The organism is Labilibaculum filiforme (genome assembly GCF_002843315.1).
GTDB classification, from domain to species: Bacteria; Bacteroidota; Bacteroidia; order Bacteroidales; family Marinifilaceae; genus Labilibaculum; species Labilibaculum filiforme.
The window spans coordinates 84,162-100,104 of record NZ_MVDD01000015.1 but is presented as its reverse complement, the minus strand read 5'-3'; the positions used below and the strand labels follow the sequence as shown (position 1 = coordinate 100,104).

Below are 15,943 nucleotides of genomic sequence, written 5' to 3'. Positions count from 1 at the left end.
TGATAGATATCATAACAGAGATCATCAAGGCATCGATAGGAAGAAGCCGTTTATAATCTATAATATGGCAGCTTAAATTCAACTTAGAAAACAGAAATCTTGGTCCAACAAAACGAGGGTACTATAGGCAAAGATCAGTTTTTGGTAAAAATAAATTTCAATACGTTGTTGAAGTTGACTTTCAATTATATTCTTTTGATGAATATATATCAATTACCGAACAAGAAATAAAAACAGAAGTTAAAGAAAAACTAATCAAATACGATAAATTTCTTGAGGAAGCATCTTACGAGGAAATTGATATGCAACATGATTTTGAAGATCACGAAATAAAGTTCCACACTCATCAATTATATTATAACTCTATATTCATCTCTTTGTATTCTTTTTTGGAGAAAAAAATGAATCAACTATGTAAACTTGCAGAAAAGGAAAACATTTTAAAATTAAATGATCTAAATGGTAATGGAGTAATTAAATATTACAACTACATCACAAAGGTTCTTCTTATTGATCTTAATACTGTTGAGGATGAATGGGAATTAATTAAAAAATATAATAAACTTAGAAATCAATTAGTACACTCTCCTGTGAACACAATTGATAATAAAAATTCAAATCTGATAACAATTTTTAAATCTATAGCAAACTTAAATTATAAGGAAAGAGAGAATTCTTTTACATTTGAAATAGCAGATAAACAACTCTTATTAGATTTTAAAAAAGCAATAAACTCATTCTTACATGAGGTCTTCTACGAACGCATAAAACATTAAGAAAAAATGATCTTTAAATTAGTCAACACGCCTAGTTTAGAAAAGATATCGCAAGCAAAAACTTGCAAAAAACTTGCAAATCCAAACCCCCACCCTCTCATAACCACTGGCTTACAGACAATTAACGATAGAGTGGTTGTGTCTGGGGGGCGTGGGGTCGGAAGTTCGAATCTTCTCGCCCCGACAATGTAAGATTACTGATTATTAAGCGATTGCACGCCATACAGTCGCTTTTATTTTGCCTTATATTTACTTAAATATTGCGGTTTAAGATGCTTTTTGTAGCTTTAAAAGTATAAAAACAAGACAAAAAAACGACCTGAAATGGCTACTACAAAACGGTGAAAGAGAAACTCATTCATGCCCATTCGAAAGACTTCTATTTCCGCCTAAGAACTAAAATTACTACTCCCACAATTTAAAAAATCATTTGGTGTTTTATTTTTAAGAGCATCTGAAATAAAAATGTTTAACACCTCTCACTTAAAGCTCATCCCCTCTAATAATTTCCATCTTATATCCGTCAGGATCGGTAATGAAATAATATTTAGGTTTTTCACCGGGCAGCCCTTTAAGCGCTGTAATTTCGAGCCCCATATTTTTATGAAATTCATAAGAACTTTCCAAGTCACTCACGGTTAATGCAAAATGGCTGAATCCATTTCCCATCTCGTAAGGTTTCTCGGGATTATAATTATGTGTTAATTCTATTTCAAAATTTTTATCTTCATCGCTCAAATACACCAGGGTAAACTTATAATCAGGATAATCCAGTCTTCTTACTTCCTCTAAAGACAATGCTTTTTTGTAGAATTCCAACGACTTGTCTAAATCCATTACTCGAATACATGCGTGTTCTAATTTGTATTTCATATGATTATTACTTTATGTTTTTGTCATATGGAACTTACCATATAATCATCTCCCTGTGTGCAGAAAGCTTTATACATGGACGTTTCATATGATTATTATTTGATTTTTAGTTGCCATATGGAACTTACCATGTTGGGATAATCATTTCCCTGTGTGTCAAAACACCTTTGTCATGGACGTTTCATATGATTATTACTTTATGTTTTTGTCATATGGAACTTACCATATAATCATCTCCCTGTGTGTAGAAAGCTTTGTACATGGACGTTTCATATGATTATTATTTGATTTTTAGTTGCCATATGGAACTTACCATGTTGGGATAATCATTTCCCTGTGTGTCAAAACACCTTTGTCATGGACGTTTCATAGCTCTTTCTCCTCCAAATTATCTTTTTATACAAAAATATTATTACTCCTTCGTGAAATTAAAAAGGGAAACAAAAACAACTGAGTTTTCCTGATATCACGAAGAAATATCCCTAAGTTATAAATTATGCTATTCTTTCAATAGCTTATTTTTAACAAAAACTTAAAAGCCAATAAAGTCGCTGGAAAAATATACTAGGAGAAGCATAGGAATGCGACATAAAACTTTACTTCTTTTATCGCCTCTAAAAGTTTTATAATTTCTAATTTTACATCTCACTAAAAAATCACCGATGTTAAAATTGAAACCCTGCCTTATTCTTGCCATGTTTATTGGTTTGCTTTCTTGCCAAAAAAATAATGTGGAAAGCTACGGCCTACGATTAAAACCAGGAATGGATTTAAAACAAGAAATGGCACAATTCGTTAGTACGAAACAATTGCAATCGGCATCCATTTCTACCTGCGTTGGTAGCTTAAGAGAATTAACAATTCGTCTGGCAAATCAACAAAGGTTGCTGCATTTAAAAGGTCATTTCGAAATTGTTTCGCTTACCGGAACTTTTGCCGACAATGGAGCAAATAATCACATTCATATTTCGGTATCGGATAGCACAGGCAACACCATTGGTGGGCATTTGGTAGATGGCAATATTATTTACACAACTGCAGAAATTGTACTTCTCAACAATAAAGACATCCATTTTACTCGTGAGATTGATCCAGAAACTACTTATTATGAGTTGAAGGTGGTGGAGAATTAAATTGTAATTGTTCTTCTGCAAAAGCATCATTTCCAATGATTATAAAATACAAAACGGATTACAAATCTGGAACTCTTTTCCCGCAGACAAAAATCTGCGGGAGCTGAAATTTCCATTTTCCAGAGCCTACACTCTTTTAATTTTCACAATCCCTTTCCGGTAAGCTTCCAATAGTCGGTTCAAATCTTGAATTTGCTGTCGCAGGTTTTTGCCGATATAAGTATCGCCAACACGAATACGTTTGGTAGCATGCTCAATCATGCTTCGTGTGGAGACGATATCAACCTCATCGAGTATGGCTCTTCGTTTTGATTCGAAAGAGGTATGTTCTGCAAGAATTAAACTATAAGAATCATAAATTAAGGTATAACCAGCAATACCGGTTACTTTTTGGTAAGGTTTCGACATTCCACCATCAATCACAAAAAGTTTTCCCTCGGCTTTCACCGGACTTTCTCCCTTTGCCACTTTTACAGGCACATGACCATTAACAATGTGGGCAACTTCAGGGTCGAGTCCAAACTCCTCTAAAATACGACAACAGGCCTCCTTATCGTCTCGCAATTTATAGTAGGTATTGCTTTCCTCCTGTTGTGCTTCCTTATCGCTCAAAAAATAACGCTCGAAAGTGGCCATCTTCTTTTTTCCGAAAAGCGGAGAGTATGCTCCACTCCAAAGATACCACATGTAATCCCTGTCTTTGCTGGTTCTTTCGGGATGTTCCCGATTAAAGTAGGCACGACGACAAATCAAATCGAACTGATCGCAAAGTGCTTTTCCCTTGTAGCTCTCTCCCTGTAAAATAAGCGCTTTAAAATCCCCATTTTCGTCGAGCGGAATACAACCATGAAAAAGTAAATTTGAATTATAAGAAAGGTAAGTTCCCCCTTTTGAAAACAATGTTTTAATGTGCCGTTGCAGTTTTTCGCAATACAAAAATGAATAACGAAGCTTTTCGGCCAGGTCTTTCTCCTCCTTTGTTAGTCGATACGGATGTTTTGGATCAATGGTAGGAAATAAGGTATCGTTCAATTCCAGCTCTCGCCCATCGATGGTAACGGTTCCTTTCTCGAAATTAATTTTATCCAGCAACAATCTATTTTCCATCTCCATTTCTGGATTTCGTTGTATGATTTCTCCTGCCAATTTCATTTCAATCACCATAATGGCTTTGTGCATTTTACTCGTCAGTTTTATTTGAGTAGAACCAATATTTTCGGCAGGAGTATTTTTAGGAATAAAAGCTTCGCATGGATCGCCTTTGTAAGCTTTCATTGCAAAGGTAGCTAGTGGCATCAGATTAATTCCATAAGCATCTTCCAATGTATCCAAATTGTTGTATCGGGCACTTAAACGGATTACTGCAGCAATGCTGGCACGAATTCCGGTTGCCGCCGCCATCCATACAATATCATGGTTTCCCCATTGAATATCGACCGAATAATGATCGTGAATTACATCCATCACCTTATCTGCAAATGGTCCCCGATCGTAAATATCGCCAATAATATGCAATCGATCGATCAGTAAACGCTGTATAAATTTACTGATTGCCACAATAAATTGATTGGCTCGGTCTACATCAATAATGGATTGAATAATGCAATCGAAATACTTTTCTTTTTTTGCAGTTGGCTCATTTAGCAGCTCATCAATTACATAGGCAAAATCGGGAGGCATTGCCTTTCGCACTTTTGATTGGGTGTACTTATCAGCAGAAACACGAGCCACCTCGATTAAACGACGAAGTGTAATTCCGAACCACTTGTTTAAATCCTCCTGTTCGTTAGTTATTAGTTTTAGTTTCTCCTCGGGATAGTAGATTAATATTGCCAACTGAGTTTTCTCTTTCTCGCTAAGCGTATCGCCGTATACAATATCAATCTTCTTTCGCACCATTCCAGATGCATTTCTTAACACGTGACTAAAAGTCTCGTATTCGCCATGAATATCCGTAAGAAAATGCTCTGTTCCTTTGGGCAGATTTAATATGGACTCGAGGTTGATAATTTCGGTACAAGCCGCCTGAACGGTTGGAAATTTTTCGGCAAGCAAATTAAGAAATCGTAATTCATCGTCACTGTAATTGTTTTTTAACAATTGATCTTTCTCGTAGTTGGGTACCATATATTTATGTATCTATTCGTTTAAAATGACCTCCAAATGCTCTTCGTTAGTGAGTTAAAACAAGCTTTTCCCATTATTGTAACTAAGAAAAAACTAGAATTTGATTCCAAGCAGATGCTCCATAAAGCAAGCCCTTAAGTTAGAAAGACATTAGGTGGCTTCCAAAAAAAAACAAGGTATCTCACACCAATTGACAAATTGAACCATTTATCAATTTTGAAAACTTTCGAAAACTGTTACAACTCTTCTATTAAAAAATAGTAGTCCTCTTTAAGAAAGTGCAAAATCCGATCAAAAATTTTATCTCTTTTTACACGCAGATATTGCATGCCTGCGCGTTTTTCATAATTTTGAAATACACTATTTACTAATTTTATAGAAGAATACTTAAGTAGGATCGAGCAGAACCTAAAACATAGTAAAACACCATTCCACACTGTACCTTTCAGCTAATTATTAACAGGTCAACAAAGCTTTTGAGAAAAAGCTGAAAGAGATAAAAAATGAATGTGATCATCCAATAAAAAGGCATAAAGATATTCGCAGACGAGTAGAACTCTAAGAAAAATAAAGCACATATGCCATATGCAAGGAGCTTATAAATCAGCCAAAACATCTATTATAACCAAAAGTTTAGAACAATTTTTTGCAACTTATTTTTCACCCAACAAAAATGAGATTTCTGAAGTTCTAAACTACTATTAATCATTCTGTTTCTAAAACAAACAATTTAACCTAAGTCACTTTAGACCAATCATTTTTAAAAAGCTAAAACAACAATTTAACTGAGTTTAATCAAACTCTATTTTAAACACAGATGCGTAATTGTTAAAAACAATATCCTTGGGCACTTTGACCTCCAACATTTGTTCTTTTTGAAAATATTTGAATTCCATTTCTCTACAATTTTCAATAAGTGTCACCTTTTTCACAGCCGAATTATTCTTCGCCCATATGTGCTCAAGTTTGATTGTTGTATCGGCATTGGGCTTTCCCAAAAGAAAAGCATACAATGATTTTCCATCTTTTGATAAAGTAAAACGAATATCCTTAGACGAATAATTTATAGTCGATGCTTGTCCTCCATGACTTCCATCTTGAACTTCTGCAATGCCATAACCATAAATACTATGCGTTCTAGTAGTATAAACGGCCTCGTTGTGAATTTTTAACCACCAACCTATCTGCTTTAATATCTCTCGCTGTTCTTTGTTTATAATCCCTTTTGCTGTTGGAGAAACATTAAGCAAAACAACCCCTTTTTTACTCCAAACATCAATCATATTTCTCACAATCAGTTCTACTGATTTATACTTCTGTCCTTCAATATAACCCCAACCAAAACCGTTTTCACTAATCGTAATATCAGTCATCCAATAATCTTCGGGCGTCTCCTTCATTCCACCACGCTCAATATCATAAATCCGTATATTTTCAGGCAGATCCTTTTGCTTGCAAATTATCGCGGTTTCTTTCCCTGAATTTTTCGAAGCATTAAAGAAATGTGCCGTCATTTTTTTAAGATAGGATACAGGCATTCTATTCAAATCTGAATCGAACCAAATTAAGTCTGGAGAATATTTATCAACAAGTTCGTTTGTTAAATTCAACCAAAATTCCCGCCCCTCTTCCAAAGCGAGCTTGCCATAAAATTGCATCAAAGATGTATCCGTAATGCTTGCTAAATTTTTATGATTTAGGTTAAAATAACTCGGTGCATTTTCTGACTGATAAGTAAAGGCATGATGAAGTGTTGTTATGGTTTTCATGTTCTCCTCTTCTAAAGCTCTCAGCATCTCACCCACTATATCCTTATGTGGACCTTTAGCTTTAGCGTTCCATGGATTTATTTGGCTATCCCACATGGCAAAACCATCGTGATGTTGAGCAACTGGCCCTGCAAATTTAGCACCTGCACTTTTAAAAAGTTTTACCCACTCTTTAGCATCAAAATACTCTCCAGTAAAAGCAGGAATAAAATCGTGATAATTGAAATCCGTACCATATTTATTTTCATGATATTCTTTCCAGCCTGATCCCCAGCCAGATTCCTTATATTGATACATCCAACGAGAATACCATTCACCGCCATAAGCAGGAACCGTATACACTCCCCAATGAAAATAGATTCCCATCTTGGCATCCTTAAACCATTCGGGCACTTTCGTATGCTCAGACAAAGACTCCCATGTTTCTTGATATTCTTGAGTCATTCCTACCTTCATCAATAGGAAAAATACGATTCCTAACAGATATAATTTCACAAATTTTCTTTTCTGTATCATTTTATAAAAACTAAAAACAAATCTACTCATCGCTGAAATTTTACGAGCCAATTACATACAATTTGCACCGCACAAGCATGTTTACAGTGAATTTTTCAAATTAAAAATTCCCTTTTGGAAACTCTGATATTCGTAACAAGGTTCCTCCCATAGGTTCCAACTCCAATTTTATATCCTTGTCCGTTTCAATCTTATTTGGAAATGGGGAAAGCGATTGCCATCGAATTAACTCCCAATTTGTAACCGTTTTGGCTACTACTTTCAGCTTTATTGGCGAATTTCCATAATCCCATGGATACCCCTTATTGCCGGTTCTCACTACTTCTAAATCCGACGGTGTAATATTTTTCGATAAAGCTACTGCCCAATCGTGCAGTTCCAATGGATAAATTTCATAAGCAGGAAATTCGGCACTGCATTTTTTAGCAAAATCACTTGTTATCAATCTGGTTTTAGCTTTAATAGGCTGAGAAAAAACCAAAGGCCCATAATTTACAGCTACACCATTCCCTCTATCGTCTATCTTCGGGCTTGTTGAAAATGTAATTTTAATATGATCTCCTCTTTTAAATTTTCGACTGATGCTTTTAAAAATAGCTTTTTCAGTTCCTTCATGTATTTTTTCTCCATTTAATGAAATACAATAAGAATCGGACCAGGATGGTATACGAAATCCGAAATCAACTTTTTGAGATGGTGCCGAATTGACTTCAAGATCCACTTTGTGCTCGAACGGATAATTCGTTTTTTGTGTAAAACTAAAAAGTCCTTTTTCAAGTGGAATATTAATTGTTGATGGCAGGTAAAACACCAGATCTACTCTATTTCCTGCTGTCATGCAAGCTCTGCTAATAAATGTTGGAAACATTCTATGAACATTTCCCGAACAGCATTGCGTATCGTGCCCTGGTTTATAACTTAAACGACCTTTTGAACCAAATCCCCAATCGCATTCGTCATCAAATTCGCTTGACATTCCCGTACTCATCACCAAATTGGGTGCAGAAAAATACTGATGTGCTTTAAAATCACTGGTTACAGCAGAAAATCCTGCATTGTACAAATTCTTTTCCATTTTATCAGCAAAATAAACATCTCGCGTTGCCAACAAAGCAAAACCTAAAGACCAGTTATAATCTATGGTATTACACAATTCATGAGCTTTTTCGGGTCCTTTTCCTGCAAAGGGCTCAGAACAACTAGCCAAACCATCGGCTAATTCGTGATTCGTTTCCAACTGATTTACAGCCCCATAAATCGCCTTTTTATATTCTTCTTTTCCAGTATATTTAAATAAAATGGCTGGTAGTTTCAAAAACTCGTGGTAGGTTACCCCATGCCCTGTTGATTTTATTTCTTCCGCCATTCCTTTTGCCGAAAACTGAAACATTTGATTTTCAACACCCATGGTCTCGGCCTGTTTCTGAAAACCTGCATACAATTTTTCTGCAACATTTAAGTAAAAATCATCTCCTGTAATTCGATACAGTTCGCACAAGTGCTCTACATGAAGAACCGATCTCACATAAAAACCTGATGTTTTTGGAACCCGGAAACTTTCCTCTAAACGATAAGTTACTTTATAATGCTTTTCGATGACTTTTAGTAATTCAGGATTCTTTGTAGCATCATACTTTTCAAATAACAAGCGCATAAAAACAACCATAGGCCACCATTCGTGTTCCACACCAATAGTTCCCGCGTGCAATCTGCCCTCTGCATCTGCATGACTTAAAACATAGTTGATATTTGCATCTACCTTATCCATTAAAAAAGTAGAATTAATAGCATATGCAGTTCGCAATGCTCCATCTAAATAATAGCCGGTATGCTCGTATGGCCACCATGGTGATCGCCAATATTGAAACTCATCATCTTTCACATCCATCTCTTCAGTCCATAATTTAGTATTAAACGGCCAGCCACTTTCTTCGGGATGCCCTGTTAAGCCAAGCTCTTGTCGATGCAGAAACTCCTGCACCCATCCTTGAGCAATAAACTGACTAGATGGTAAATCTGTACGAGATATACTCTGTGAAAAAATTGGCCTTGAAAATAGCAAAACCATAAGCATTGTTAGCACTCCTAGCTTTAAAAATAAATGTTTCATGCTTGCAATTATTGAATTATACATTAGTTGTTTCACCCTTAAATTTTATCAGCACTAAATTCTTTAATTTCGATAAAAACAAGCAATAATAAATGACTCAGAAACTGTACAAGAGATTATTTTGATGATTCAAAAACACATCAACACACTACATTAAATTCAAACACACACTGATAGCCTGACACTTAACAATCCTACTGCAACTACAAAACTTATAATCACTACACCTCGATACTCTATATTATTGTATATTTGTAAAATGAATATTTTTAGCCTCAAATCAAACATTGCATTAATCGTTTTCCTGCTTATTCTAAATGGAGAACATGGAATCTTTGCGCAGAAAACTGAAAATAAATCCAGTTCTTATTCAAGCTCCTATTTAAAACTAAAAACCAAACCCAAAGAAAAAGTTTTAGCTAATGATAGTGTTACAAGAGTAAAATGGCTAATTGACCAAAGTGATATTAATCGCTATAGTGGAAATTATGATATTGCCTTTGATCATCTTTGGGAAGCTCAAATACTAGCCGAACAAAAAAATTACAAGGAATATTTAGTAGAGATATATAGAGACATTGGCATATTGTACGATATTTATAATAAAGATTCATTGGCCATATCTTATTTACAAAAAGCACTAAGAGTTTCTAAAAAAAATGCTGTAACCAGCAGTTACATTAAGGATCAAATGGTATCCAACTACTTTAGTATTGCTACATTTTTGCGAGATAGAAAGGAATACCAAAAAGCACTAATATATCTTGACTCCTGTTATACAGTTCATCAAAATTCCCAAGAACTACCCTATGTTTTAACCGACCAAGCTTACTGTAATTTACAGCTTGGCAAGTTGTCGAAAGCGGAAAAACAACTGAAGCATTCCAGAATAATTCTTGAGGAAAATAATGCACCATACACCGCTGTAAATCTTTATTTTACTGGCGACCTAAAAAAAGAAAAATACCAATACGATAGTGCTCTATTCTATTATCAACGAAGTTTAGAAATAATTGAAAATAGCAAAGTACATACAGAACTAAAATCTGACTTGCAACAAAAAATAGCTGAGCTAAACATTATTAAAGGAGACTTATACGAAGCAATAACCAATCTAAAAGCCTCAAAAACAAGCAACGACAAACTATTTGGAGCCACAAGTAAACACAACCAACGACTTTTTGAAATAAAGAATAAATACAAAACAAAACTTGAAGAAAATAAAGCAATTATATCGAAACAAGAATCTGTAATTAAACAAAAAAATAAAGATCTCTCGAATTTACTTAGCCTGTTTGGCATAACACTACTAATAGCCATTGGCATATATGTACTTTTTTACCAACGCAATAAATTTAAAAGACTTACCCTCATCAATAATCACGAAATAGAGAAAAACAAAGCTGTATTAGAAGTTAAAAACAAAGAATTAACAAGTTACGCTCTAAAAATGGTGAAAATGGAGGAAGCCGTTCATTTCTTAGACGCAACACTTAAAATAAAATCCCCGAAACAACACAAAGAATACCTTAACCAATATTCACAAATCAATAATGATGCATGGCACGAATTTAACCAACGATTTACCGAAGTAAATACCCAATTTTATGAAGTGTTGTGCCAAAAATATCCTGATTTAACATCTACAGAACTTAAACACTGTGCACTTATAAAATTGAATTTCAACAGTCACGAAATGTCGAAAATACTCAATATATCATTGCGTAGCGTTCATACTTCACGCTACCGAATAAGAAAAAAACTGGGATTGACTTCTAATTCCAGCTTAACTAGTCATATTGGTAGTCTTTAACGGAACTGCGAACAAAAAACCCTAAAACCTATTTCCTGAAACACCTATAAATGTTAGTCCCGAGGCATGCTACCCCCGCCCATTGGCCTAAAAATACAAATAATAGGCTTACATATGCTTCCCATTGGCCTGTTTTCGCAATAAACCGGCAAAACTTCCCCGCCCATCGGCAACATATCGAATACTTCTAAAAATCGAATCCTCTTCCAAATCAATCTTAAAAATAGGCATTAAAGAATCTTAACAATCGTTAACAAATTATCATTCACCCATTGTCCTTTTTTTATTGTCTACTCTATATATTGGCAATAATTCGTGAGATATAAGATTTAAGAAGACTACCTGGCAAATAAAATTAAGCGGGTACTTTTTTAATTGCAACACCATATCTACTACAGGAAATTCCTTGTAGAAAATATCGTTTTGCCAAAAAACAAAATACGAATCTATCAACTTTCCCATTGGGGATAAACAACTTTTAAACACAGCAAAATGAAAATAGTGAAAAATAGGTATCGATTTACACTCCTCCTACTGCTTGTACTGTTAGGAACCGGGACTTATGCACAAAAAAACGTGGCGATTAAAGGACGAATTCTGGATTCGCAAGAGCAGGAAACTTTGCCTGGTGCAAGTATTCTTTTAATCAGCGAAAGCGATAGTATTAATCGATTGGGTACAATTACCAACGAAAAAGGCGATTTTAGTATTTATGCAGAAGCTGGAAAGTATCAACTTCAGGTTTCGTTTATTGGCTACAAAAACATTCAAAAAAGCATTAGTATTGAAAAACAGGACATCGATTTAGGAATACTAAAACTGATTGAGAACAATGAATTTCTTCAGGAAATAAATATCACCGAAACTTTACCTCCTACGCAGCAAAAAGGCGACACAACGGTATTTAATCCGCAGGCATTTAAAATAAATCCGGATGCTACCGCGGGCGAACTGTTGGCAAAGATGCCTGGTTTTACCGAAATGGATGGGAAATTAATGACCGAAGGACTGCAGATTGCGGAAATACTGGTGGATGGGAAAAAATTCTTTGGCAAGAATATGAGTCAGGCCTTGGAAACTATTCCTACTGATGTAATTAAAAACATTGAGGTATTTAAATACGAAAGCGATAATGCAAAATTCTCGGGCATTGCCGATAAAGAGGAGAAACGATCGGTAAATATTGTGACTACCAAAACCAGCAAAAGACTGCTATTTGGAGAACTTGCCACAGGAGTAGGAAAGGAAAGTAAATACGGATTTAATGGAAATATTAATAGTATTTCGGATAATAACAGTGTAACCATTACGGGGCGAAGCCGAAATGTGAATGCTCCTTTGCGATTAAGTAACCGAAGATTCGGACAAACGAGTATTAGTGGCAACGATATTCAGGATGATGCACTTGGAATTAATCTTACGGCGAGCAAGAATAAAAACGAGCTGGAGTTTAGCTACGAATTTGGCAATAATAAATATGAAAACAGAAGTAAAAGTATTAGAAACTACACTTCGGAGGCATTGGAAGGACAGTTGCAAAATAGTGAGGACATTGCCGCAAGTGAAAATACCAATCACAACATGAACCTACGGGTAAAGTTGAACTCCAATCCTAAAAACCGCTTTTTACTGAGTACCGACATTAGAAGTGCTGATGCAGGTTCGAATAGTAAATCTATTTCGGACACTTGGTTGAACGGGAAACAAATTAATTCGAATAACAATTTGAATACTTCCGAAAATCAGGATTATGATATTAGTCAGAGTTTAAAATTTTCGAGAAGACTAAATAAAGAAGGACGAACATTTTCCTTGCAGGCCAGTATCGATTACAACAATAACGATTTGGAAGGAAAACAGCTTTCGGAAACACAGAATGCTACCAATGAAGTTAGTCAGAGTATCAACCGAATTTCTGATGGTAAAAATACCAATACCAATTTAGCAGCAGGAATTTCGTATACCGAGCCTATTGGCACCAATGGCTCGTTAACCCTTGCTTACAACTACGAGCACCAAAAACGAAACTCGGATAAATATGGTTATAATTTAGATCCGGAAACGAATTTACACACGGAACTGGATGAATTAACCAGCAACCAGTTCGAGAATACAACACAAACCAATAACGGTCGTTTTGCCTATAATTACCGGACTGAAAAACATCAGATTACCATTGGCAGCGACATTGAAATGAATTCCTTACAAAGCGAGGAATCTTTTCCGAATAGGAGCGAATTTAAAAAGGATTTTTACGCTCTAAAACCAAATGCCCGCTATACGTATAGTCTTGCCAAGAACAAACGCCTGCGTGTGTTTTACAACTCGCAAACTAATATTCCTTCGGTAGACGATTTGCAGGAAGTAATTGATTTATCGAATCCACTATACCTAAGCACCGGAAATTCGCAGTTGGAGCAATCCCGAACACATATGCTAATGGGTATGTATAGCGCTTCGAACATCGAAAAAGGCACGCATCTTTCCATCAACACCCGACTATCGAGCACCAGCAATACGGTTGGTCGTAATACTATTGTAGCAGCGAATGATACCACCATCAACGATTCCTATTTTCTGCCGGCGGGTGGACAATTTTCTCAACCTGTTAATTTAGATGGACAATACAATTTATCGACCATGATTGGCTATAGTTTGCCGATAAAGAAATTAAAATCGAAACTGAATATTAATACGCGGGGATCGTTTTCTCATTCGCCAGTATTGGTGAACAGCAAAAAATCCTACACCGATACTTGGAATATAATGCATGGAATGATTCTTAGTTCGAATATCAGCGAGAAGGTCGACTTCACCTTTTCCAGTTCCAGTAAGTATTCCAATTCTAAAAACAGTAGCTCGAATAGCTCGGAGTACATTTCGCAAACCACCTCGTTGAACATGTATTGGAGTTTTTTTAAAGATTTTATTTTTAGAACCAATGCCAGCAACAACTATCAGAACAATTTTTCGACCGATAACCAGGATAATTTTTGGCATGTAAACCTTGGTTTGTCCTCTAAAATTTTTAAAAGTAAACGAGGAGAGATTTCCTTTACCGCTTACGATTTATTTAGTAAGAACGATGAAAGATCTCACATGGAAACAGAACTATATACTTGGGATTACTACAGTAACAAGCTAACCAATTTTTACATGCTTACTTTTACTTTTAAACTTAGGGATGGAAATGCAAAAGGAAAAAGCCGAAATCGTGACCGGGAAGGATTTAGAAACTATCCTGGCTATTACGATAGAATGATGTAGAAAACAGAAAAATATAGCACAAAATAAAGGAGCAGTCGTACCACTCACGACTGCTCCTTTTGCTATTAATTAAAACAAAATCTATAAAGGGAAAAGTTCAGAATCGACATGTTCTTCTGCCATAATTTCTTTCATCTTAGCAACAATATCAGGATGCTGATCGGCCACATTATTGGATTCAGATACATCGGCAGCCAAATTATAAAGTTCCAACTCACCTTGCTTATGCAAGTTGTAAATAACGGCTTTCCAGTCGCCCATTCGTACTGCCTGACGGCCACTTTTGTGCGCAAATTCCCAATACAAATGATCGTGCTGTTTTTGATTATCCTGACCTAGTAATTCAGGTAAAAATGAAATTCCATCGATATTTTCAGGAGTTTTTACATTGGCAATAGCTGCGCAAGTAGGTAAAAAATCCCAAAAAGCCGAAACATGATCGGATGTAGAACCTGCCTTGATCTTTGTTGGCCAAACAGCAATAAAAGGACATCGTATTCCGCCTTCGTACAAGTCGCGTTTAATTCCACGAAAACCTGCTGCACTATTAAAATATGCTGGATTTGCACCTCCTGCAGCATGTGGACCATTATCGCTGGCAAACATCACGATGGTATTATCCGCAATGCCTAATTCTTCGAGTTTTGCCATAATTTGTCCCACATAAATATCCATTCGGGTAACCATGGTTGCAAAAGCTGCATAGGGTGTTTTTTGTGTGCAATATTTATCTTTAATGATATCGGGACCATAATCGGAACCAGGCAGTCCCTCGTAAGGAATTTCGTCGAATTTGCCTTCAAACATCTTTAAAATAGAATCGTTTGGCGATATTAATTCGGCATGAGGCAATACCAAAGGCACATAAGCAAAAAAACAGGTATCCTTATTATCCTCAATAAATTGCAGAGTAGCATCCTGAATTTTATCGGGAGCATAAGTCACCGTATGGGTCCAGTCGTTGCCTTCCAAATATTCTTTATCCTGATTGTGACGAAGATAAGGTGGATAGTAACGATGTGCCATTCGCTGACAATTGTAACCGTAAAACGCATCGAATCCCTGATTGTTTGCATCCCCTTCCGAACCTGGAAATCCTAATCCCCATTTTCCAAATGCACCCGTTTTATAACCTACTGTTTTCAATAATTCAGCAATGGTAACAGCACTGCCCTCCATTGGTGTCTGACCTTCCTCATCGAGCTCTTTGTTTCCTCTAATGGAGCTGTGTCCGGTGTGCAGACCAGTCATTAATGTAGAACGCGAAGGAGCACAAACAGCCGCACCACTGTAATGTTGCGAAAACTTCATTCCCTGTGCTGCTAATTTATCGATGTTCGGAGTTTCAAATTTAGTCTGCCCATAACAACTCAAATCGCCATAACCTAAGTCATCGGCCAAAATGTAAACAATGTTTGGTTTCTGATTCTCCTGTACCTTTTTCGCGTTGCAAGTGCAGGCACAAAAAATGGTAATTAATAGAAAAAATAACTTATTCATTTTATCGATTTATTTATAGATCCAAAAAAAAGGTTTGCAGAGATTTGATTAAAAACCGC

10 protein-coding genes are annotated in these 15,943 nt (G+C 35.8%); 4 read left to right on the top strand and 6 right to left on the bottom strand.

Annotated features, from left to right (window positions below):
- Positions 1 to 401: 401 nt before the first annotated feature.
- Positions 402 to 776, top strand: coding sequence for a hypothetical protein (locus tag BZG02_RS16345; protein WP_143470500.1), 375 nt, complete (start codon positions 402 to 404; stop codon positions 774 to 776).
- 483 nt (positions 777 to 1,259) lie between these two features.
- Here BZG02_RS16345 and gloA read toward each other — a convergent pair whose 3' ends face one another.
- On the bottom strand, positions 1,260 to 1,649 hold the full coding sequence (gene gloA, locus BZG02_RS16340) for a lactoylglutathione lyase (RefSeq protein ID WP_101262683.1): 390 nt from the start codon (positions 1,647 to 1,649) through the stop codon (positions 1,260 to 1,262).
- 662 nt (positions 1,650 to 2,311) lie between these two features.
- Here gloA and BZG02_RS16335 point away from each other — a divergent pair.
- Positions 2,312 to 2,782 (top strand): PPC domain-containing DNA-binding protein, encoded by a 471-nt coding sequence (locus tag BZG02_RS16335; protein WP_218972275.1) that lies wholly within the window; start codon positions 2,312 to 2,314, stop codon positions 2,780 to 2,782.
- A 126-nt stretch (positions 2,783 to 2,908) separates the two neighbouring features.
- Here the strand turns inward: BZG02_RS16335 and BZG02_RS16330 are convergent, their stop codons facing one another.
- The 3 genes from BZG02_RS16330 to BZG02_RS16320 all read right to left on the bottom strand — a co-directional run bounded on the left by BZG02_RS16330 (position 2,909) and on the right by BZG02_RS16320 (position 9,304).
- On the bottom strand, positions 2,909 to 4,909 hold the full coding sequence (locus tag BZG02_RS16330; protein WP_101262680.1) for a fructose-1,6-bisphosphatase: 2,001 nt from the start codon (positions 4,907 to 4,909) through the stop codon (positions 2,909 to 2,911).
- A gap of 791 nt (positions 4,910 to 5,700) precedes the next feature.
- Positions 5,701 to 7,194, bottom strand: a complete 1,494-nt coding sequence (locus tag BZG02_RS16325) for an alpha-L-fucosidase (protein ID WP_180335756.1) — start codon at positions 7,192 to 7,194, stop codon at positions 5,701 to 5,703.
- A 100-nt stretch (positions 7,195 to 7,294) separates the two neighbouring features.
- Positions 7,295 to 9,304 (bottom strand): beta-L-arabinofuranosidase domain-containing protein, encoded by a 2,010-nt coding sequence (locus BZG02_RS16320; RefSeq protein ID WP_180335755.1) that lies wholly within the window; start codon positions 9,302 to 9,304, stop codon positions 7,295 to 7,297.
- A gap of 259 nt (positions 9,305 to 9,563) precedes the next feature.
- Here BZG02_RS16320 and BZG02_RS16315 point away from each other — a divergent pair, with 259 nt between their 5' ends.
- Positions 9,564 to 11,117, top strand: coding sequence for a helix-turn-helix domain-containing protein (locus BZG02_RS16315; RefSeq protein ID WP_101262673.1), 1,554 nt, complete (start codon positions 9,564 to 9,566; stop codon positions 11,115 to 11,117).
- Between the two features lie 108 nt (positions 11,118 to 11,225).
- Here BZG02_RS16315 and BZG02_RS21225 read toward each other — a convergent pair whose 3' ends face one another.
- A complete protein-coding gene (locus BZG02_RS21225) occupies positions 11,226 to 11,348 on the bottom strand; it encodes a hypothetical protein (protein WP_281253703.1) in 123 nt (40 codons plus the stop codon).
- A 261-nt stretch (positions 11,349 to 11,609) separates the two neighbouring features.
- On the opposite strand from BZG02_RS21225, the gene BZG02_RS16305 reads away from it, so the two are divergent.
- Entirely contained in the window at positions 11,610 to 14,384 is a 2,775-nt protein-coding gene (locus tag BZG02_RS16305) for an outer membrane beta-barrel protein (RefSeq protein WP_101262667.1), read from the top strand.
- A gap of 81 nt (positions 14,385 to 14,465) precedes the next feature.
- Here the strand turns inward: BZG02_RS16305 and BZG02_RS16300 are convergent, their stop codons facing one another.
- Positions 14,466 to 15,884 (bottom strand): arylsulfatase, encoded by a 1,419-nt coding sequence (locus BZG02_RS16300; RefSeq protein WP_101262665.1) that lies wholly within the window; start codon positions 15,882 to 15,884, stop codon positions 14,466 to 14,468.
- Positions 15,885 to 15,943 lie beyond the last annotated feature (59 nt).